Source organism: Chryseobacterium sp. G0201 (genome assembly GCF_003815655.1).
GTDB lineage: Bacteria > Bacteroidota > Bacteroidia > Flavobacteriales > Weeksellaceae > Chryseobacterium.
Genome location: NZ_CP033917.1, coordinates 4,523,989 through 4,546,492 on the forward strand (window position 1 = coordinate 4,523,989; position 22,504 = coordinate 4,546,492).

Sequence of the window (22,504 nt, forward strand, 5' to 3'; positions counted from 1 at the left end):
TCTTTTTATTTTAAAAAATTAATTTGCACTCTTTCTCTTTCCACAAAATTATCTTTAATATTACTTCGTACTTTGGTAAATCCAAATTTCTTGGCTTGCTTACCGGCAAAGGTTGAAAAAGCAGCCTGCTCTATGCTCATTCCAGCATCTCTTGCTTTCCAAAATTGGTCTAAGTTTATAGATTGTCCTCCATAATCGGTATAAATATCTGCTTGTATCCAAACGCTTACAGTTCCATCTACTTTGCCATACTTTTTAGCATTTAAGAAATATTTTAATCCATCCTCATAGATGATCTGTCCCAATGCAGCATATTTGGTTGTAACTTCCTTCGGAATATTAAGATCACCATATAGTAAATGTTCCCCTTCTTCTATTGGCAAACCTCTTAACCTATATTTATCATCCAAAAGTTTAATCATACTTTTAATATCAATTTCTTTACCTCTAAATATTAATTTATAATAAAGTTCATTTTTATTAGGTGATCTAACAAGTTGTCCTATATTGTTGCCAAATTCATCGAACAAATTCAATGACATTTTCACACCTTTTTCCGGTGCTTTTCCTAAAAGTGACACATCTTCTACAGAAACAACCCTTCTTCGGTTAAACAGTGATTCTAAATATTTTCCGACTTCCTCAGGACTATAGCTTACCTTTTTTAAGTTCATTAAAACTTTTTGATAAGCTTTATCATAACGACTACCTTGTGCAACAATTTCTCCTTTATAAATTAATGCAAACCTCCGATTTGAATTTATAGTCCCAATTACATCAGGATTAATACCATTTCCTTTGTTGATGCTTTCCATGATAGCAGCTGCATCCAGCTCCATAAAAAAAGCCCCATTCTGCACCAAAGCATCACATTCTGAAGTTTTTGAAAAGAACCCTGCGCTTGGGATTACCCACTCTGTTGGCTGAAACAAACGAAGATCTTTCCTTTGGAAAACTCCGCTATTCAAATCCAAAAATACGGAAATTGCCATTGCCCGCAATCCCTGTCTTACTTTTTCTACCGTTTGTGGTAATTTCATTATACTTAAACAGGCACGGTAAAATCCAACAACAAGTTGCGGTGCCGCTATAATAGCTCCTCCGGTATTATAAATAAGATCCCATTGTCTTAAAAATTCTTCTCCACCATCCAGTTTCGCGATTTCTTCTCTCAATACCTGAATTGTAAGATCGGGTAATGCTAAACTAAGATCTGCAGCAGCAGCCAATAATACATATGGATTTCCTGATAATGCCAAAGTTCCAATACCAAGCACAATACCTACCATATCTGCTACAATCCTGATAGTGTCATTAATATCTTCCCAGTTCTCTGCATCAGCCAGGGCTTTTACATAGATAGCCGGAACCATCATTACAATAGTGCCTTCTTCCTGTCCCGTTTCTTCATTTCTGACTCCGGATTTGTTTTCATCTACAAAATAGACCATTTCGAGCGGAAAATATTGTTTTCCTTCCTCTAAATCTTCTGTTGCCAGTTCTACTGCATTTGGGTCTCCTTCCTTAGGGATAACTTTAGCAGTCTGAAGTACTTCTTTTTGTTGTTGCAGGAAAAAAGTTCTTTCATCCGATTGCCCCAAACCAAGAATAGGTCCCGAAAGCTCCATTACATTGGTATTTACTTTAAAATCTTTTCCTATTCTGAAAGTGGGAGATCCAACTGTTGGGCGATTGGGAGAAAATAGACAATATTCCATCAGAATAGTGGCAAAGATGATCCGGTTGGATTTTATCCCTCCCTTCATCTCACTTACCCCGTCTAAATTGAAATAAATTCTGTTACAAAGCTCAGGGTTATCCTTAAATTTATCCAACAAAAAAATATGATCGGAAAAAGCTTTCAATACATTGACCAATGCACAGCTCCCATCTGACCATCCACTGAATTTTCCTGTATCATCCAATTTTGTTAAGGCAAGTAAATGCCCAAATATGGTTTCATTAGCGAGAACCATTCCTTTAATTACAAATTCAGGGGTATTGGTGTAGAGAAATTTTAGCTCCTCGGCGGTTTTTGCTTTAAGAAATTGCACCTTAAAAGCTTCGATAAAATAATTTTTATACTCCACATAGTTTTCAAAGTCATCGTAGCCTACATACATTACCAGATTCCTGAACTCTTCATAAGAAAAGGTTTCCAGTATAAGGGCTTTTTTTCTTCTCAATTCCTCTTTATCAGCATCTCTGTGATAAAAATATTTCAGCTTACAGGATATTTCTTCCTTAGAAGCATCAATATCAAAATCTATTTCACATTGCTTTTGTGACAGATCTACCAGCTCAACATTTTTATTAAGGTAAGTTTTCAGCTTTATTATGTTTTCCTTTTCATCTTTTATATACTTTTCTTCAGCAATTCCATCGTAATCAGCAATATTATAATCCAAAATAAAATGCCTTTGGAGATCATTACCATATCTTAGTTTATCACAAAGCAACTGTTTTCTTATATAATCATCTGTGCGCCAGTCCTGACTTATGAGTTCCCTAATTTCCAGTGTTTCCATTGTGTTTTTCTTGATTTATTAATAATTCCAGCTCATTAACCGGAAAAAGTTCTTTAGTGGTCTTATTATGGCAAAATTGTTTTATTTGGTTTTCATCCAACACCAAAAGATCCAAATGATAATTTTTATCTACCAGAACATGGGCGTTTTTCAGCTTACATCTTGCTTGTATGAGTACATCCCAATCTTTTCCTTCCAACTCATTCCATTTTTCGAAAGGAACCCTTCCTCTGCTTCCGAAAAGTATAATCTTTTCTACAGCAGTAATCTCACTAATCTTGTCCTTAAGACTCGTGAGGATATAAGGCAGCACTTGATCGTGCTGCCAGATAGCCTCAGGTTTTACCTGGCTCATTTTTGAAATTAGATTTTTAGATTAAAGATTATAATAAGAATTTGCTTAAAGGAATTTTATCCAAGTACTCGGTTTGAGGAATAATCTGTCCGTTTTTGTCCAGGATTCTCTTTCTTCCATACTTATCGAATTCCGGAGTAATAATTTTTAGCGTTGAAGCGTCCAAATCAACCGAGAACTTTAATGTATCATGTCCATCATCATCGCCCGGTTTTGTAAAAGTGAAAGTTTTGATTTTACTTATATTGACTTTAAAAGTAACTCCATTGTTTCCGGTAGGTAATGCTTCCACTCCTTCAATCAGAGAGATCTCATCAGCCAACGTTTTATAAAATACTGTTGATGATTGATTACCCAACCAAGATGCATCTCTATCAACGGGAATGGTATTTTCTAAACATTTATAAGTTCTTGGAAAAACGTGTTCTGTATCCATTTCCCCAACAGTTTTATACCAATCCATATGATCAAAACTAATTTCAATCCAATTGTCACTGGTTTGACCAATCTGACTGTCATTCAGTTCGAAGTTACTTCCACACAGTTCACCAAGATTATCGTCAAACTTCACTCCTGGCTCACAGTTACAAGGCAAAGCTTTTTCTACTTTCAAACCAATAGAATCAGCCTGAAGAATAGTAAGGGAAGTAGGAATTTTTTCTCTCCATGGTTCGCCTTCTTTTGTGGCTTTTGGTGAGCGCATTTCATCCACAAGGGATAAAAATAATTCGTCATCAATCACAGGAACTTCACCTCCGTTCCAGATCTGTCCGGTAGAAAGAAAATGTCTTACCGCTTCTTCGAATCCCGGTCTTACTGTAACAATAACTCTTGCCATACCGGACTGCATAAATGCTCTGAATATAGGATCATTATCATCAAACTGATATAGATCTGCCCATGATTTTCTTTCTCCCCAATAATAAGAATAGAAATTATAGCTCATGATCTCCCATTCAAATGCCTGTTCCATGAATTTGATGAACGCTGAGTACTGATCAAGTTCGTGGTTGACTAAAATATCTGCATTCGTAAATGTTTCGGTCCCAGCATTGTCATTGGTATAATATCTCTTTTTACCGAAAGTCAGTAATGCATTTGGATTCTGATTCAGCATATATGAGATACAGTTTCTTCTTAAGATCGTATTTTCTATTTTTCTGTAGAATCCAGGATTTGAACCTTTGATCTGAACACCTACTGCTTTTGCATCTGCCAAAGCGGCTTCATATGCAGCCAATTCAATGTTGTAAGCTTCCATGATCTTATTAAAGGCTTTCTGCATCCATCCGTTTTTATATTCTTCCTGCAAGACGCATTTAATGTTAACCGTGGCATGAAAATAATGGGCATTGGTGGTAGCAATAGTAATCGGAACTTCTCTTACGAATTTTAAGAATGCATTGGCAGAGCTATCTCCTCCTACGAGTAAACTTGCTCCATTTCCCCAGCCATTATAACCCGGGAAGGAATTACTGCTTCTTACCACATAAGATTCGGTAATATAATGTTCAGGAATTGCAATTAAATCTGATTTTGAAGATGCCTGTTTTGATTCTGTAGAAGAATAGTCAATTGATTTTCCTACATACACTACAGGCTCCAGCTTCTCATCTACTTCCACATTATAATATCCCAGCCAGTATTTCAACTTTGTTGAATCTGTAAGTGCACTCCAGTCTTTGATCTGCATCGAAGGAGCTTCTCTTGGGTCAATTGGTTTTACTAATTGGTTTTCAGCATTATTGCTTATTTTCATTCCCAATGAATGTAATTTAGCAGGTTCCGGAACCATGAATTCAAACATCATACGTTTTCCGTAGTTGAAGATCTGGTTTTTTACCACCTTATCTACCCAACGGTAAACACCTACAACATGGCTGCTTCCTTTTGTATTATCAAAGCCATGCTTGTTGTTTTCTTCATATTCTTCCAGAATTTTATCAATACGTTCTTCTTTTACTTTGGTAATGATTCTGTCCAAAGCTCTAGCCGTAACATCTTTGGCTTCAGTAACAGCTTGTCTATTGCTTTCCTCCCTAGAATTATGAGTAGCATAGTTGGCAGCCGTATTAAGCATAAATTTTGGAGAAACGCCGCTTCCTGATCCCCATGATGCGCTAAATCCGGCCTGTGCTGCAAAATCTTTGGATTCCTGAAGGATTCTCGAAACTTCACTTTGCATTTCGTTTCTCTCCGTAGAAGTAGTATCTGTCAGTTTTTCCTTTTCAGACTCTGTAGATTTTGTAACCTGAGATTCACTGCGTTTTAATCTTCGGGTAGATCTTTCCTTATACTCCCTTGCCATGATGTTTTCGATGTGTGCAACATCTCCTTCCACATAGCAATACGTACTTTGCTCTACTTTTCGGTAATCAGCAACTCCAATGTTTTTCATTCCAAATCCTGAAGGAATAAATATATCGTTTGGATTGGCAGGAATTTCCGGATCTGTTGGATCTGTAGGGTTGTCCGGCCTTTTATCTTTTAACGTAAATGTCCCCGGTCCTGTAAATTGAGGTTCGTTATGAAAGGTACCTGTAACAATTAATGTTGCCTGCATCATATACACAAGCCCGTCATTAAGAGTAACTTCTCCTTCCAACACTACAACTTCATATTTTTCCAAAACAGCTTTTGGAATGCGATCCACACTATTATTAAATAAAGAAGTCACATTAGGAGCATCAAAAGTATATGCCAAAGAAGCACTGCCTATTACCTGTTGATTATAATCTTTAAGCTGATAATTTCCGCTTACAATATGTTTTGGGTCATTAATATCAGTTGCAAGAAGTATGGCGTGACCTACCGCCGTGGTTATATAAAGTGTTTTGGCAGTAAAAGGAATAACCGTATTATTGGTTAATGTATTCGTAACAGGAACTACAACACCTCCTACAGTTGTAGAAACCTGTGGGCTGAGAACTGTATTATTTACAATGGTATTTTGTAATAATTGACTGTTTTGGTCGATTGCCTGAAAGAGTTCTGTAAAAGTAGACACCCCGCTTAATGCCGCAGAAGCATCAGAAGTTCCAAATATTCTGCTTAAGGCGCCTAAATTTTCCTGTCCTAAATTTCTTAATAATTCTTCAGTCTGAATTTCCGGGCGGAAGTCAAACTTAAATTCAGCAACTTTAGGAACTGGAATATATTTTAAATTAGAAAGTCCTTCCTTATTGTCTGCCGCAAGGAAGATTTCTTTCTGGTATTCCTGTTCCTTTACAAGGTTGTCATACTCTGCCTGAGCTGGCCTTACCTCTTCCAGATATTTTTCATGGGCAGCAGCATAAGCACCACCATACTCTTTATGATAAGCTTTTTCCAATTTTTCTAATGCAACAGTCAAATCTTGATTTCCCTTAAGATTGATTGTAGCTTCTGCAGACTTCAATGTTCCTTCACTAAACGGAATACTTGGAGTAATAGTTTCTGCTTTTGAAACAGTTCCACTTGAAGATGATCCTGTTCCCACTTTGAAAAGCTCTTTCGGAAGAACTACTTTTGCTTTTACAACATCCTCGTACTGCTCCTGTGTAACACCATCATAATTTAATAAAATATGATTCAGGTGTAAAAATTGCATTAAAGTTTCCTTTGCATAAAAATCTTTCTGGGTTACTACCTGATAGACTAGATTGCTCCAAATTTCAGAATCAATTGAGATATCTTGCTGTAATGCTTTGTATTCAACAATCTTTTTATCAAATTCAGTTTTTGTCGCTGATGCTTTATTTCTTGCCACCCAAACAGCTAGTTCGTAAAAGGCAGGATCTTTCTCTTTTAAGGTCTGCTCGGTTTCTATAATTAATCCTGTAGGATTTTCGCAAACTTTCTGTAATGACTCTCCCAGTTCGACTCTTTTATCAATTAAACCTTTTTGGGTATCATAGTCTCTGAAGATAAATCTTCTTTCTTTGTTTTTAGGATCGGATAATTCGGCATTTCGCATTGTTGCGAACCTGAATAATGTTTGTGAGCTATTATTTTGATTAATTGCTTCCATTTTTTTTTTGTAAATTTGTTTGGTTTTTTAGGTTAAGATTTGAAAGATCTTTTTATGAGAGTACTTTCAGGTTTTAGCCTTATTTTTTTATGTGGTGTCTGGCAAAAGATATCCACCCTAGAATCTAATCTTGACTTTCATTATGTGTGTTTTTCTATAATGCAAATATCAATACCGGAAGCGACAGAACTTGACGTATTATAATTTTATTAAAATTTTTTTGAAGAAATTTTGAGATCCTGACAATTAGCTTGAAACAGCTTTAGTAATATAAATAAGTTTTTACTGCCTTTAATTTTAGAAGTTTAAAGCAGATGCATTTTTTATGTGATTTCAGAATTACTGTGTAGAAAAACTATGAATTCTTATTTTATCTATTAAAATAATCACTTTTAATAGATTTTATTCTTAACTCTGTTTTTTTACTTTTCGTCTACTGAACCCAAGTAAGTGTTATTGATTCTTTACATAAAAAAAATATATTCACTATTCTTTCTATACGATTCTTAAACTCTATTTTTTTCGACATTTCCAATGTATATTAATTTGAGTAAAGATAAAAAGAACGTTCTGATTTTAAAATAGGCACTTTAAATCCTTTAAAATTATAACATGTGTTAGAAATCATTTTTATAGTCGTAAAAAATGACCTATAAAAAATTATATTTTATAAAATACTATTATTGTGAACTTATGTTTGCTCTATCTATCTGTTGAAGATTTTCTATCTGGAATTAATTCATCCTTCATTTGCTTGTCAATCCATTCTACATCTATCTGATCTTTCAGAAAATAGTCCAGCCACTCTGCTGACCGTTTGTGTAGATCCTCTTTTTCTTCCGTACTCATGCTTAACGAATGATCTCCTTTAGTGTAGAACAATGCGACTGCATCTTTTTGATTTCGCTTTAATCCTATATAAAACTCCTGAGCCTGTTCCCAGAAAATATTTTCATCTTTCTTTCCTGCCCATAACAATATGGGTGCGGAAACTTGATCTACATAACCGATCGTTTTTTGAGAATTTCAATTAGAATTCATTAATAAAAAATATTTAAATAAAAACATTAACAATTTAAAATCAAGCATATTTTAAAATGCACAACGCGTATATTAAATTACTGCTTATTACTAATTTTATCAATAGCAATTAAAGAGGTATAAAATTTAGAGAGAAAATAATATAAAACAAGTTCATTTTTTCTTTGATCACTCATTATCATTCTATTGACAAACATATGTATATAACTTGAAATATACTGAAATTTGCCTTTTTGAAAATCAATGTCAGTTAAAAGTTCACTAATAAAACTATTGCTGGTGCTTCTTAGTTTAAAAATTTCTATTACTTCATCTATATTATTTAATGTATCATTTTCTCCATTCATGTGAGAAAAAATATCAGATTGATAGATTCTATATTTAGAATTAAGCTGTTTTTTCAAAACTTTTGAGTCCCCAAATTCCTTTAAAAAAGCAGTTGTTAATATTTCCACAAATTCTTTCTTTTCTTCAATATTAAGTTTAAAATCATTTAATATAAAATCAATTCCTCTCAATGCGAATAAAACTCTATATTTTTGACTATCTTCAACCTGCTTCAATATGCTTATGATATCAATTACAGCTATACTATCAGCAAAAAATAAAGTCTCTACCTTATTTATAAATTTTTTATTATATCTATTTATCTCTCTTCTATAAGAATCTATAACTATATTATGGATAAGTCCTTTCTCAACATCTTGTTGGAGTAGCTGCTGGAAAGAATCAAAAATATGCTTGTTATTTCCTTTTGAATTAAAGAATCTTAAACGCAAATGGTCTTCTGTATCTTTGTAACGTATAAAAAAGAATTTTTCAACTTCTCCGTTTTTTATTAGTTTATTTACATATTCTCCGATTTTGGAACCCAATAAATTGTCTAAAGTTAAATTTCCGCCATAGATTTTAAAATATATCCACTCACTTTGTGGCACAAAGGGTTGGTTGTATGAGCTCTCAACATCTATTTCTTTGGGTATATTAATGTCTTGTATGTTTCCTTTTTTTTCAAAAAATGGTATTACTATCTCATTAGAATAATAATTTCCGTTCAGGTCTTTTATAATTGAGTTATTATTATTTAGTAAATTCTCAGTAATAGTAATTTTTTTATACTTATCTAAAAAATCTAATAATAAGTTATTCCCAATTGCATACTTAGTATTAATAAAAATCTCCTCTTCACCTTGTTCTATAAAAAATTCATCAGGAATATTTTTTTCGTCCAAATATGATCTTAATATTTCATTTGTAGGTGTATCATTATTTTTACTAAATATAATGTCATAGTCTAAAATCCATCGCGCTTTTTTAAGAATTAAATTCTTATATTGGACTCTAGGTAGGTATTTTTTATGCTTAAACATGCTCCAGTCCCAAATTCCAAAGTTTAGATTTTCCTGTTGCTGTATTTCTGACAAAAATCGATAGATAGGTAAACTATTATATCTATAACTGTGTGCTGTTGTTAATTTGGGAAGGACAAATTTTGATAATTTTTTACTTTTAATACGTATTTTATTAGAAACAATTGAAATCATTAAATCATTGATGTCTAACTGATTCTCTTGTATTGTGCCGGACTTACTTACATAGGGTATTTCATATTTTGATAATATTGGTCTTTGAATAATATTACCTACAGCTCTATCTTCGGGAAAATGAACTATCTCAGCAACTACAAAATCATCATCATACCTGTTCTCATAATTATATAGACTCTTTGTATATTCCTCAATTGCTTTATCCCCGTTTGCAAACCTCGATAATGTATAGGTTGAAGAGGTTCCTCCAATTGCTTTTAATTCAAAACTAAAATCATTTGAATTAATATAAAGACTACCAAATATTGATTTCGTTAATTCCTTTGTATGAAAATTTGATTTCTTTTTTAATAGCTCTATGTCATTTTCTGTTATTTCTATATGGGTATGATTATTTTCAATAAAATCAATATATTTATTAGTAATAAACTCTGAGATAAAATCAAAATAATATGGTTCAGGATTGTCGTAAGATTTACCTCCTAACATCAGTCCATCAATTAAGTCACTTTCTATATTTTTATTAATTCCAAAACCTATTCCTATCTCTGGATCTAGTGCAATACTTAATGGAACTTCCTCATCACCATATCTATTGATGAATCTTCTTTTAAAATCATCTATTTCATTTTGATCAATATTTCGCCCTAACACTTTAAGAGACTGCACCTGACTTAGAACTGTAGAAATAATTTTCTTATCAAGGGATGAATTACTTTCAACTTTTAGAAATGTATCGACCTGTAGAAGAGGATATGATAAATTCATATTTAAATAACGTTTAATTTCTCTCTCAATAACCTCAAAATCTAGTGTATTTTTATTATTTTCTAAAAGACTTTTTACTTTGACAAGGTTTTGGTATGTAATTGATAAGTCTGGATATTTTTGAATATGACTAATCAATGTATCTAACATAGAAGCTCCTGTTATAGTAGGATCCAACTCTGAAATTAAAAAACCTGATGTTATCAAGCTCATTGCGAACTCAACAGATTCTTCATAATCTAATTCTTCAGTATGCTTTATTAAGTCTACTAGCTCTGAGAAAGATATCCCCAATTTAGACTTTTCAACAACTTTACTGAGAATATCGGTCTTATCCAGAGAAACTAATTCGAACTGAGATGGTAAAACAGCCTCATTATACTCAACATATCGATAAGTAGCCCCTGTCTCATAAACACTATTATTTAAAAAAAATTGTACATATCTAAAAGCTTCATCGTTATACAAGATATGATTTATAAGCTCTTTAAACACACCTGCATCGAGTCTTATAGCTTGATTATGTTTTTCTGTACTACCAATGCAAATCATATTAGACAAATTATTATCCTCTAATTTTACGAGAGCAGTTCCTGCAAATAATCCAAAAGGAGTACAGCGGGAAGTAGATCGTGCCCAAAATTTCCTTAATGATTTTAAAAGTTTATGTTTATCCTTATCTGACTTTTGATCAATCGCCAATAACTCTGTATAAAAGTTTTTAGATGAAACATATAAAGCTTTTCTAAAAAAAGCATTATCATATTCTTCTTTTGAATACTTGTTAAATGGAATAAGATGAGTTCTAAATAAAATTTTATCAATATTAAAGGGCATTTTTATAAATATATCAAGTTATTAATTAAAGAAGTTTCTCCAGATTCATAAAGATTTTTGCAAATATATGCACCTGAATATCCAGAAATAAAACTAGTCAAACGAACTTCGTCATTATATTGTGAGAATGATTTTTCTTTAGAATGTAACCTCTCTACTGATAAATTAAACCAATATCTAGAGGCTTCTTTGAAATCTTGCATACCAGTTTTTTCAAAAAGATTTTGAAACATCATATAAACTCCAGTACTGCCATAACCTAAACTAATTTTAGTACAATCAACATTATCTTCAGATAATTTAGAAACTAAAATTAAATTTTTTAGAATAAAATCATATTCTAGCTTGGGTAGAATATCTCCCAAATGTACAATTAAAGAGTACATTATATTAAAACTTCCATCAATCCATTGTAACATAGGCTTTTCAGTTCGCTTGTTTTGAGTCGTCGTATGGGGTTCAGCAAAAATTGAAAGGCCCTTCTTGGAATAATCTAATTGACTTAATATAAAATCTAAACATTCTTCAAGTAAAGAAATGGATAAAGGGGAAATTTCGTGTATGGAATACAAAAACTTACAAATACTAAGATTACCATAAATACTATTATTAAAAATTTTATTCTCAAATTGTAGATTGGCATTAACCCAATAAGTATAATTATCTTTCCTAATCGCTATTCTATCTAAAAATTCTACAATTTTAAGAAGTTCATTTTCATAATTTTTAATAAAAGAAGGTGTTTCGCAGAAAAGATTGGCAAATACCAAAATTCCTCTACAAAAATGAAAGTCATTACCATACTTGAGATAATCCGAAAAATAAAAATCAATCTCTTCGATAAGCTTATCAGAGATTGATACTAAAGTATCCCGATCAAGAATACCGTTTTTTTCAATGAAATATAAAATTCGTAAGAAGTCACTTAATTCTTCAAAATTTCTTTCTCCGTAGTAGCCTGTTTCAATTTGTTCAAAAATGTTAGTTAAAATTATCTCAATATTATCAAAATATATCGGTAATTGTGTATTCTTATATAACAACGAATTCATTAGTAAAAATCCAGATTTTCCAAATTTATAACCTATTGAGGGAGTTGTAAAAAATGAGTCAGGTAAATTAGATATTGAAAACATTAAAATTTATTTAGTTCACTTAATATTAAAGCATTTAGGTCAGATTCTTTTACATTCAAAATTTCTGAAATTCCTTTATGCAAAGAACTTTCTTTAAGTAATAAAAACTCTTTCCAACCATTTATTCCGTTTCTTTCATAAATTATTTTTGCTACAAGGGCACCAATTGAATATAATGTTGATACATCTGAATCAATCATTTTCATTTTGCTTTCAATAAACATATCGTTTATTTTTATATTATTTTGCTTTACAAAATTGTTTAGTACAGATAAATGATGTTGATAAGTTAATCCTGGTTTCCCGCTTCCTCCGAGATAGGTAGCTATTCCTTCAGATGCAAGGCGTGACGTATCATTATTACTAAATTCATCAATATAAAAATGAGACAACTCATGTGGATAAAATTCGTTATCATTTGCTGAATAAATAATATGTTCATACGATCCTTCCCCCCCATAGCTCACTAAGCCACCATGTCGCGCAAAAAACATATTTGGGGCATAATCAAATCCTTTGAGATGATATACATCAAAAGCGTCTACACATGAAAAATAAGTAATTTTTTTTACTGGAATACCAAATTTTTCAGATAGCTCTTTATTAAATTCATCTAGGTTGTGAGCTTGTTGTTCTGAAAAAGTTTTTTTATTTCTTTTATAATATAAAATATTTCCTACTTGTTCCGAATACCAATCTCTTATATACCAATCGGTAAATTTGCTAAAGTTTACTTTTTTATTTTTACTGTCATAATTAGCAATTAGATTATAAATTACCTGAATAGAATTACCTTGCGGATGATCATTCGAAATCAATGCTAGTTTTATATAATATTTTTCAGATGGTATTAGATCTATAATTCCTAAAACTGTAGGTTTAAAATATTCAGAATTATCTCTTAACCAGCCAGACTTATAAATTGTCCCCACCAATTCACTTCTTCCCCATCTTTTCTGTGATTGAGAATCAAATTGTTTAAAAAGATCATTCGGATTGTTTTTAATCGTAAAAAGATCATTTACAGCATCCAAAATAATCTCTTTATGAGGAACAATATTTAAATTATCTTTATTGTCAATATTATTATATATATGTTGTGACTTAAGATTTAAAAAAATAAAAATTGAAAATAAAAATATTTTATTAAGTTTCATAATTTGGTAATTATTAATAAAAAAGGCAAGCCATTTCTACAAACAGCTTGCCTTTTGAGTTATTTAATTTGTCTTTAGCTCAGAAAAGAACTCTAGATTACCAACCGCTTAATGCAGGCGAGCATGATCCTCCGCATAATCTATCACTTTTTGGAGGAGGGCAAAGTTCTGGATACTTCTTACTAGCATTAATCCCTGTATCCGGATCTAAACTAGGATCTAAACCTTCTCCTGGATTAACTAGACCACCAGCAAGTTTACTCATTTGCTCTTTATGAAGAACTGAAATTTTTTGCTTGTTTAATTGTACTTTCTTGTTTGAAAATGTGATTTTTTTCATAGTTTTTAAAAATTTTTAAATTATTTTCTTGTAAGGTTTGGATTTACCTTGCAAGGTTTTATCTTGCGTTTACAAAAATAACAAATTTCGTAAAACATGCAAGTAATAGATAAAATTATTAATCATATTTTTCAAAATATTATAGAAAATAAACACAAAACTACTGGATTAGTTAATGGCGTATGTTCTGAATTAATATTTTTAGAACAGATAGTTAGATTTAATAAAGATTATTTAAAAAAAATACCCACTAAAAAAATCACAGATTATATAGATAAAATTTATTCTGATTTTGAAGACAACAATTTAGACTTTACATATGCCGAGGGAATTCCTGGTATATTATGCTCCCAAAAATTTCTCTCAAATTCAAAATATTTTAGTTTGGATTTCATTGAGATAAATGATTTTAATGAAACTTTAATTGATATTGCTATTGATTATTTTGAAGAGGACAATTACGATTTTCTTTATGGAGCTATCGGGGTTATGATGCCCATAATATTTGATAAGGTGAAATATGGTATTTCTGATTACCCTAATAATCTCAGCAATCTTATACAAACTATTTTTTCTAAAAGGGAAAAACTATTCTGGAGATCAAAGGATGATAAACATGAAAATATTTATGATTTTGGAGTCGCGCATGGCTTTATCTCAATATTATATCTTCTATCCGTAATCTGTAAAAATAGAAGTGATATTGAAATTATTAAAAAAACTGTTTTTGATTTCTTATCCTTTGGAAATTTTTCAAATTCTTTATCTATTTTTCCTGATAAGATTGACATTGAGAAACCATATAGCTGCAATTCCAGACTAGGTTGGTGTTATGGTGATTTAGGTATTGGAAACATTATTTATCAAATAGGTAATAATATTTTTGATGAAAAATTGAAGCAAATAGGTATACAAATTACCTTAAAATCAAGTAATCGAATTAACTTAAAAGAAGGCTCAGTTTTAGATGCCTCTATTTGTCATGGAACTTCCGGGATTGCTTTAATGTACCAAAAAAATTATCAAATTAGCAAAAATAAAAAGGCATATGAAGCCTATCATTATTGGAAAAACAAAACTCTTGAATTTTATGATGAATCCAATAAAGATTGTTGTTTTGGATATGTACGTGGTACGGGAACTATTAACAATTTTGGTTTATTACAGGGAATTGCAGGAATTGGAATCTTTCTAATGAATAATAATAAAAACTCATGGTCAAATATATTATTAATTGGATAAACAATTAATAATATAAATAAGTTTAGCCACTATTTTTACTATTTTAATAATAGAGAAGATATAATTAACAATATTTTATCTTAGAAAATGCCATAGCTATCACACATAAATTAGGATTTCATAGTTTTTGAGATTAACTTTAGAATTTTTTAGTTGTATGCTTTTCAATATCAATTTTTCCTAGAAACTTATATTAATTAATATTAAAGTCTAAATGTTCCTCAATACGCAGATCGGACGAAAATGGTAAATTTTCAGCTTTCTTTTGTACCTAAAGTAATCGTCATATTATTACTCTGAAAGTTCGTAGCTTATATTATTGTAAATAATAATAATAATAATAATAATAATATAAAAGAATCCCTAATGAGACTATGAAAAATAGTTACAGACTGTGAAAGTGAGAAGTTATTCTGAAAATTTATGTTCCGTAGGTCAAAAATCTCAGAATAACTCTTTGATAAAAATCTTTATGAACCAATTGTTATTATCTGTGCGCAGTCCATGCGATATGATCGGACTATTTATTTTTTTTAAGGAACGTGAACGGATTGAATGAAACACCAATATTAAAATAGAATACGGGATCAGGTTTTATTTCAAAGACAGCATCATCAAAATTATCCTCTTTTCTGAATAACCTTCCTGAAGGCGTCAACTTTACGCCCGTTTTTCCGGTAATAATAAAGTCACCGATCGCATGTTCGTAAATAATACCCGAGTTGATATCAAGTTGTCTATATTGGAATCGTTGATCCGGGTTACTGCTATCTATTTTATAGACATAAAAAGTGGTCTGGTCCATTTCGGCTCCCAATGACACCCTGCCTGTGTTCATGAAAAGATATTTACGCAAATATACACTCTTAGGGAGCGTGACATCTGCTATAAGACCATTATCAAATCGGTGTTCATAGGTAAAGATCGGAATGACCGGTAGCTGCGCTGTCGGATCTATATTGACCGCCAGACCTACGCTCATCTTGGTCTTTGCCGTGCCTTTCAACACCATGACCCCGGATAGAAAACCTTTGACACGTTCAAAATGCTGGTCGCTGCCCTCTACGATGACACTGGAACTGTAAATGGTCCGTTTGTTAAAAAGTGTGGAAAAATAGGAAAAGTTCAAGGACGAAAACAGATAGTGAAACTCTTCTTTAATTACGGTGGGGTTATTAGTAAGAGGTTCGAACATATTTGATTCTGCACTGATAAATCGATATCCCGCGGTCGCTCCTAGCATCCAAGTTTTCTTTTTAAGAAAATTAACATTGGCACTGACCTTCAGCTGGGTAAAGTCATTCACTTTGCCGTCACGTAATGGAGTATCTCCTTGTTTTGCTGTGAAATTGTAGGGTGTCGGGAGAGAGAATTCTATATTGAGCGGACGGGCAATCGCAATCTTATCAGCTGCGTATGCCACCGTACGTCTGGGAACATTCGTGGTATCTTTCTTTAATTTAAGAGTGTCTAGCTGCTGGGCAAAACCCTCAGCAGAGAAAAACAATGGTGCTAGGATCCAAATTCCTTTTTTAATGATTTCCATAATTTAATTTATTTTTTTTATTATTGATCGTGAATAATTAAAATAGAAGATCCTGTCATATAGTTCTTCCACATTATATTTTTTTATAAATGCCTTGCTATCGTTCATATTCTCCGAAATAAAATTTTCTTCCACAACGACAAACCATAATTCGCTTAAATCGGACTGTCTCTTTAAACTTTTTAGAAATGCTTGACTGTAAAGAGAACGCTCAAAAGGATGGCTAGAGTTATAAAGCAGATCACAGAAATAGATTCCTTTACGGGCTCCATCATCTTCGATGATATTGATTTCATCCTCAAAATCAATGATTCTTAGTGACTGCTTGTAAATTTCAACAAAATGGCACAGGTCAAAAACCTGAATGATCTTTTCCTCCTGTTGTTTTCCTGATAAGCAGGGATCATCCATTATATGTGTGGTATATTCTTGCAGCATATCCAATAAATTCATAGCCTTCTCTATTACGAACAGGACAAAGGAAATAATAATAATGAGCTCAATTTTCTTTTTTATACCAACCGACCTATATTTTATACAAAATACCATATATAAACTGTTTAGTATAAAAGAACCTATGGTTTGTATAATTTCTAATTTTTGAGTCTATGTATATTTTATCTTTGCTGAAGAAATCGATCAGGGATATGAGTTACAAGACATTGGAGGTACAGAACACCAAAGCTATACGGTTTATAACAGAAGATAAATTCAGATTACTGCGCCATGCGATACTGCTACTTGGTATTCTTGCCATTTTGTCCTACTCCAAGGATGTAACGCAGTATCGCGGTTCCTTCCGGTTCCTGAAGGTATTACTCATCTATGTTCCCTTGGTGCTGATGTGTTATATCAATATCAATTTTCTGGTTCCTGTATTTTTCTTTAAGGGGCGCTATGTGATCTATTTTGCTCTACTGATCTTATTGGTCATACTTTCATTAAATGCCATTTCAACCGTCCTGGATGTATTTTTTCCCAACAAAGGCACTTTTGATCCACATCGTGACAGTGAAGGCCGAGGATTTTACGAATCGATCGTGATCCTTATCCCTATAATCCTTGTCACGACCATGATCAAGTTATTTCAACGTTGGATGAAGGATAATCAGCGGATCAATGAGCTGGACAGGATCAATTTCAAAATGGAATTAAATGAACTTAGAAACCAGATGAACCCACACTTTTTGTTTAATACACTTAACGGTATCAAATCTCTTATAAGGACGGATCCGGATAAAGCGGGAATGGTGATCGTTAAACTTTCGGAATTTCTTAGATACCAACTCTACGAAAATAATGAAGAACGTACCCTTTTAAAGTCCGAAATTAATTTTCTATCTAATTTCCTGGATCTTGAGACCATTAGGAGAGATAATCTGTCGGTAAAACTCAGCAGTGACACCGATTGCAGTATCATTAAAAGCATATTCCTTCCACCAAATCTTTTTACCACTTTTGTTGAAAATGCTGTTAAGCACAGTGTGAATATAAATGATGAGGAATCCTTTGTGCATGTAAAAATAGATGTGAAAGACAATTTCCTGCACTTCTGCTGTATCAATTCAAAAGATTCAAATTATGTACCTTCTGCCAGTGAGAAAAGTAGCGGATTAGGCTTGGGAAATATAAAAAGACGTCTTGAACTTTTGTATGGTCATAACCATACACTTGACATATATTCTTCAGAAAGTCAATATGAAATCAAATTAACTATTCCATTATGAAATGTATTATAGTAGACGACGAACCTTTGGCAAGACAGGAAATGCAGGCATTGATCAATGACGTTTCCGATCTTGAAATAATCGGTTCATTTTCTAATGCTCCGGCAGCACTAAAGTTTTTAAAGATCAATAGTGTAGATCTTATCTTTCTGGATATCGAGATGCCTATGGTAACAGGATTGGAATTTGCATCCCAGCTATCCGAAGATACGCTCGTTATCTTTACTACAGCCTATCCTAAGTACGCTTTGGAAAGCTATGAGCTGGATGCTATTGACTATCTATTAAAACCGATTGACAAATTCCGTGTCCAAAAAGCCATCAATAAGGCTGTAACTTACAAAAAATTGCTTTCCGCTGAAACTGAAAAGAATACGATAGAATCAAATACCGGAGATTTTATGATCATAAAATCTGAACGGAAGTTTTTCAAGATCAATTTTGCTGACATCAAATATATTGAGGGTTTAAAGGACTATGTGGTGATATATACCGGAAACCAGAAACTGATCACAGCCATGAACCTCAAGACCATACATCAGAAAATCCCTAATAATACTTTTTTTAGGGTCAGCAAGTCGTATGTTATCAATCTCAATTTCATTGATTCATTTGATCATCACAATGTCTACGTCGGCGAAAATGAAGTGCCGTTGGGTGAAGTGTATAAAAAGGATTTTTTCAGGATTTATTCGGGAGGATCGCTCAATCTTGAGTGATCAGACAATAGTTTTTAATATTGAATTGAAAGCAAATAGTTAGGTTTAAAATTTTACTTTGATCCAAAATTTCTCAGATTTAAGACCAACTGCTAAAATTTTAATTCAATTAACTTGTCAATGTCTGTACCGAAATGAATATCGATGATAATTAACAATTAAATTTCTATAAGAAGAACTTGCACCTCTTTTCTATAGATTTTGGACAATCAGTTTAAATCTTTACGGTATTAATCCTTTTCAACTTTACAGTCTGTCAGTTTTTGCCCGAGCTATTTTGAAACCCCTGATTTTTATAAATGTTGTCCTTTCTTTTTCAATATTCATCATGATAAATGATATATATATCCGGCAATCCATAGTTTTAGTTGAGATTGCCGGATATAAGGATATAAATCAATTGCAGACTTAGGCATTGTGATATTGAGATTTTTCACACTATCTATTCAGGTATCTTATCATTTTTCTTTAACAGTTTCTGCAGTAGATTATCAATAATTAGATACATGCTGGGCACGACAAATAAAGTCAAGATCATAGAACTCGTCAAGCCCCCAATGATCACCCATGCCATGCCGTTCTTGATCTCAGAAGCCGCACCGCTTGCGATAGCAATGGGAAGCATCCCGAAGATCATTGCCAAAGTGGTCATTAAGATAGGTCGGAGCCTTTCCTTTCCAGCTTCGACCAAAGCCTCTTTGACAGGACGCCCTTCCGCTTTCAGGTGATTGGTGAAATCCACGATCAGGATCGCATTTTTTGAAACCAGACCCAGAAGCATGATCATCCCGATAATAGTAAAGATGTTAAGGGTTTCCATCGTCAGTGCTAAGATCAGAAATGCACCCACCAGTGCTACCGGTATGGAGAACAATACGACGAAGGGATAGACTGCATTTTCGTACAGTGCTACCATGATCAAGTAAACCAAAACAATGGCCGTGACCAATGCTAATCCCAAACTTCCAAAGGCATCTCCCTGGTTCTTGGAATCGCCGAGATACTCTACACTGATACCGTTGGGAAGTTTAACAGATGCGGCTTTTTCCTTCATCTCATCGCTAACAGTACCGGTAGGACGTCCAGTCACATTTGCCTGTACAGTGATGGAACCCAGACGGTCGATCCGCTGTAAGGTAGTTTCCCCAAGCGCCTCGCTTACATCTGCAAACTGGCTTAACAATATGCTTTGCCATTCGGAATTTACAAAAGGCAGGTCTCTTATATTTTTGATATCCGAACGGTTAAATTTATCCAGGCTCACCCTGATGTCGTATTCATTACCATCCTGTTTGAACTGGCTTTGATCACTTCCGCTAAATGAATTCTGTAGTGTCGCCCCGACCATACTGGCATTCAGTCCCAACAGGCTCATCTTTTCCCTGTTCAGTTTGATGTCCACCTCCGGTTTCCTGTTCTTCACGGAAAGTTTGACAAACTGTGTTCCGGGTACTGCTTCTACAACCTTCTGGTAAGCTTCCGCTACCTGACGGACATCTTTCAGGTCAACACCTTTAATGGCGATCTGTATGGGTGCACTGCTGACATTCCCGGTAATGGAGGTGGATGATGCCGTGAACTTGACACCGGTGATCGCTCCGCTCAGCTTATTCTGGATATAGGTCCCAAATTCTTCGGAAGACATACCACGCTTTTTCTTATCCACCAAAGTCAATGTCAGCTCGGCAAGATTGGCATTACTGCTGGTTCCCGATACACTTCCGCTGACAAAACCGATGCTGGAAAATACCTTTTCCACCTCAGGCTGTTCCATCAGCAGTGTTTCCGCCTGTTGTACGAGCATATTGGTCTTATAGATGGTTGCCGTAGGCTCCAGTTCCATGTTCAGTATAAGGTCGCTCTGATCCGTTTTGGGGATAAATGCTGCTCCGATAAACCCTGTTGGAACCAGGGCGATAGATCCGATGATAAGTAATATAGTGCCGGATAAAAGCCATCTTTTCTTGCGGAGCACCTTTTCCAAGAGTCTCTCGTAGTCTTTTTTGATGTCATCGATGAAATTTTCAAAACCAAGATTGATCCTTCCCCATAAGGTACCGTTGCTCAAATGTTCAAGTTTGCCAAAACGGCTTGCCAGCAAAGGAGTGACAGTAAAGGAAACAAAGAGGCTCATCAGGGTCGAGATCACGACCACAAGGGAGAACTCACGGAGGATGGAACCGATCATACCTCCTGCCAGTGCCAATGGGAGGAATACCACGACATCCACCAGTGTAATGGAAAGAGCGGTAAACCCGATCTCGTTACGCCCCTCAAGAGCTGCCTTCCTTTTGTCAGATCCCATTTCCATGTGCCTGTAGATGTTTTCCAGTACCACGATGGAATCATCCACCAATATGCCCACTACAAGTGAAAGTGCCATCAGCGTCATCAGGTTGAGCGAAAATCCAAGCATGTACATGGCGATAAATGTTGGTATGATGGATGCGGGGAGCGCTACCAATACGAACATGGAACTTCTGAAGCTGTGCAGGAAGGCCAGCATCACGATGCCCACGATGATCACGGCCAGCATCAGGTCGAACATGACCGCATCGGCCGAGTTGAGCGTATAGACACTCTGGTCGGACGAAATATTGAATTTCAGGTTCTGCTCTTTGTATTGCGCTTCGATATCTGAAAATGCTTTTTTCACCTGTTCACTAACATCAACTGCATTGGCATCGCTCTGTTTGATGATCTGCACACCGATAGACGGAATACCGTTGATGTGGTTGATCGCTGTTGTTTCTGCCGTGGCATCGACCACCTCTGCAATATGTTTCAGATAGATGACCCCCTGTCTAGGGTGCTGGAATACAATTAGATTACGCAGCTGGTCTAATGATTGTACATTGGCATCATATCGGATGGAAAGCTGCTGGTTCTGTGTTTCTATACTACCGGCAGGAAAAGAAAGATTGGCATTGTTGACTGCCTGTGTGATCTGAGATATGGAAAGACCGTATGCCAACAGTTTCTCCTGGTTGATGTTGATCTGTATCTCACGCTCATCGCCGCCGATAATGTTTACCTGACCTACACCCGCAACGTTCTGTAAGATCGGCCTCAACTGGTTGTCCATGAGGTCGTACAGGTTTCGGGGAGCCATGTTTGCCGTAATACCTGCTTTGATCACCGGAGTTTCTTCAAGGTTTACCTTGTTTACCTGTGGTCGTTCTGCATCGTCCGGCAGGTCGTTCAATGCCTGATCGGCCTTGCGCTGAACATCCCGCTCCGCTTTATCAATGTCAGTTCCGCTCTTAAACGATATGGTAATGATCGAAACACTTTCCTGCGAAGTGGAATTGATCTGGTCGAGCCCTTCAACAGATGAAAAAGCATCTTCCAATTTCTTGGTTACCGTGGCTTGCACTTCCGCTGCTGAGGCTCCTGGATAAAGTGTACTGACAGAAACTGTCGGCACTTCGATCTTCGGAAGCAGGTTATAGTTCAGGCTCAGGTAAGATTGTATCCCGAACATGACTAGTACCGTAAAGATTACGATAAGCAATAAGGGCCTTTTTATGGCTATTCCGGTTATTGACATGG

The 22,504-nt window shown here is 34.2% G+C and carries 14 protein-coding genes; 3 read left to right on the top strand and 11 right to left on the bottom strand.

Features of this window, described 5'->3' with window-relative positions; genetic code table 11:
• Nucleotides 1-5: 5 nt before the first annotated feature.
• The 8 genes from EG348_RS20285 to EG348_RS20320 all read right to left on the bottom strand — a co-directional run bounded on the left by EG348_RS20285 (nt 6) and on the right by EG348_RS20320 (nt 13,718).
• Nucleotides 6-2,528, bottom strand: coding sequence for a hypothetical protein (locus tag EG348_RS20285; protein WP_123984752.1), 2,523 nt, complete (start codon nt 2,526-2,528; stop codon nt 6-8).
• Entirely contained in the window at nt 2,509-2,883 is a 375-nt protein-coding gene (locus tag EG348_RS20290; protein WP_123984753.1) for a hypothetical protein, read from the bottom strand. Before EG348_RS20290 ends, EG348_RS20285 begins: the two co-directional genes overlap by 20 nt.
• Nucleotides 2,884-2,911: 28 nt before the next feature.
• Nucleotides 2,912-6,892 (bottom strand): hypothetical protein, encoded by a 3,981-nt coding sequence (locus EG348_RS20295; protein WP_123984754.1) that lies wholly within the window; start codon nt 6,890-6,892, stop codon nt 2,912-2,914.
• A 702-nt stretch (nt 6,893-7,594) separates the two neighbouring features.
• Nucleotides 7,595-7,870, bottom strand: coding sequence for an alpha/beta hydrolase family protein (locus tag EG348_RS20300; protein WP_164463327.1), 276 nt, complete (start codon nt 7,868-7,870; stop codon nt 7,595-7,597).
• A 140-nt stretch (nt 7,871-8,010) separates the two neighbouring features.
• Complete coding sequence (locus tag EG348_RS20305) at nt 8,011-11,085, bottom strand: lantibiotic dehydratase (protein ID WP_123984756.1); 3,075 nt, start codon at nt 11,083-11,085, stop codon at nt 8,011-8,013.
• Between the two features lie 2 nt (nt 11,086-11,087).
• Nucleotides 11,088-12,221: a lanthionine synthetase LanC family protein gene (locus EG348_RS20310; RefSeq protein WP_123984757.1), complete on the bottom strand. Its 1,134-nt coding sequence runs from the start codon at nt 12,219-12,221 to the stop codon at nt 11,088-11,090.
• Complete coding sequence (locus EG348_RS20315) at nt 12,221-13,378, bottom strand: hypothetical protein (protein ID WP_123984758.1); 1,158 nt, start codon at nt 13,376-13,378, stop codon at nt 12,221-12,223. The genes EG348_RS20310 and EG348_RS20315 overlap by 1 nt, the downstream gene beginning before the upstream one ends.
• 97 nt (nt 13,379-13,475) lie before the next feature.
• The gene (locus EG348_RS20320; RefSeq protein WP_123984759.1) at nt 13,476-13,718 is read right to left on the bottom strand and encodes a class I lanthipeptide; all 243 of its coding nucleotides are present in this window, start codon (nt 13,716-13,718) and stop codon (nt 13,476-13,478) included.
• 96 nt (nt 13,719-13,814) lie between these two features.
• Between EG348_RS20320 and EG348_RS20325 the strand changes: the two genes are divergently transcribed.
• Nucleotides 13,815-14,960: a lanthionine synthetase LanC family protein gene (locus EG348_RS20325; RefSeq protein WP_123984760.1), complete on the top strand. Its 1,146-nt coding sequence runs from the start codon at nt 13,815-13,817 to the stop codon at nt 14,958-14,960.
• A 520-nt stretch (nt 14,961-15,480) separates the two neighbouring features.
• Here the strand turns inward: EG348_RS20325 and EG348_RS20330 are convergent.
• Both EG348_RS20330 and EG348_RS20335 read right to left on the bottom strand, forming a co-directional pair.
• The gene (locus EG348_RS20330; protein ID WP_123984761.1) at nt 15,481-16,506 is read right to left on the bottom strand and encodes a hypothetical protein; all 1,026 of its coding nucleotides are present in this window, start codon (nt 16,504-16,506) and stop codon (nt 15,481-15,483) included.
• Nucleotides 16,507-16,509: 3 nt separating this feature from the next.
• Complete coding sequence (locus EG348_RS20335; protein WP_123984762.1) at nt 16,510-16,959, bottom strand: hypothetical protein; 450 nt, start codon at nt 16,957-16,959, stop codon at nt 16,510-16,512.
• Nucleotides 16,960-17,114: 155 nt separating this feature from the next.
• Here EG348_RS20335 and EG348_RS20340 point away from each other — a divergent pair, with 155 nt between their 5' ends.
• Both EG348_RS20340 and EG348_RS20345 read left to right on the top strand, forming a co-directional pair.
• Nucleotides 17,115-18,233: a sensor histidine kinase gene (locus EG348_RS20340; protein ID WP_228414795.1), complete on the top strand. Its 1,119-nt coding sequence runs from the start codon at nt 17,115-17,117 to the stop codon at nt 18,231-18,233.
• The gene (locus EG348_RS20345) at nt 18,230-18,952 is read left to right on the top strand and encodes a LytR/AlgR family response regulator transcription factor (protein WP_123984764.1); all 723 of its coding nucleotides are present in this window, start codon (nt 18,230-18,232) and stop codon (nt 18,950-18,952) included. The genes EG348_RS20340 and EG348_RS20345 overlap by 4 nt, the downstream gene beginning before the upstream one ends.
• Nucleotides 18,953-19,394: 442 nt before the next feature.
• On the opposite strand, the gene EG348_RS20350 is transcribed toward EG348_RS20345, so the two are convergent.
• A complete protein-coding gene (locus EG348_RS20350; protein WP_123984765.1) occupies nt 19,395-22,502 on the bottom strand; it encodes an efflux RND transporter permease subunit in 3,108 nt (1,035 codons plus the stop codon).
• Between the last annotated feature and the right edge of the window lie 2 nt (nt 22,503-22,504).

Coding starts and splice junctions, on each gene's coding strand:
- EG348_RS20325 (WP_123984760.1), top strand. CDS start 13,815: ATGCAAGTAATAGATAAAATTATTAATCATATTTTTCAAAATATTATA.
- EG348_RS20295 (WP_123984754.1), bottom strand. CDS start 6,892: ATGGAAGCAATTAATCAAAATAATAGCTCACAAACATTATTCAGGTTC.
- EG348_RS20350 (WP_123984765.1), bottom strand. CDS start 22,502: ATGTCAATAACCGGAATAGCCATAAAAAGGCCCTTATTGCTTATCGTA.
- EG348_RS20340 (WP_228414795.1), top strand. CDS start 17,115: ATGTATATTTTATCTTTGCTGAAGAAATCGATCAGGGATATGAGTTAC.
- EG348_RS20345 (WP_123984764.1), top strand. CDS start 18,230: ATGAAATGTATTATAGTAGACGACGAACCTTTGGCAAGACAGGAAATG.
- EG348_RS20285 (WP_123984752.1), bottom strand. CDS start 2,528: ATGGAAACACTGGAAATTAGGGAACTCATAAGTCAGGACTGGCGCACA.
- EG348_RS20320 (WP_123984759.1), bottom strand. CDS start 13,718: ATGAAAAAAATCACATTTTCAAACAAGAAAGTACAATTAAACAAGCAA.
- EG348_RS20290 (WP_123984753.1), bottom strand. CDS start 2,883: ATGAGCCAGGTAAAACCTGAGGCTATCTGGCAGCACGATCAAGTGCTG.
- EG348_RS20330 (WP_123984761.1), bottom strand. CDS start 16,506: ATGGAAATCATTAAAAAAGGAATTTGGATCCTAGCACCATTGTTTTTC.
- EG348_RS20310 (WP_123984757.1), bottom strand. CDS start 12,221: ATGTTTTCAATATCTAATTTACCTGACTCATTTTTTACAACTCCCTCA.
- EG348_RS20315 (WP_123984758.1), bottom strand. CDS start 13,378: ATGAAACTTAATAAAATATTTTTATTTTCAATTTTTATTTTTTTAAAT.
- EG348_RS20305 (WP_123984756.1), bottom strand. CDS start 11,085: ATGCCCTTTAATATTGATAAAATTTTATTTAGAACTCATCTTATTCCA.
- EG348_RS20335 (WP_123984762.1), bottom strand. CDS start 16,959: ATGAATTTATTGGATATGCTGCAAGAATATACCACACATATAATGGAT.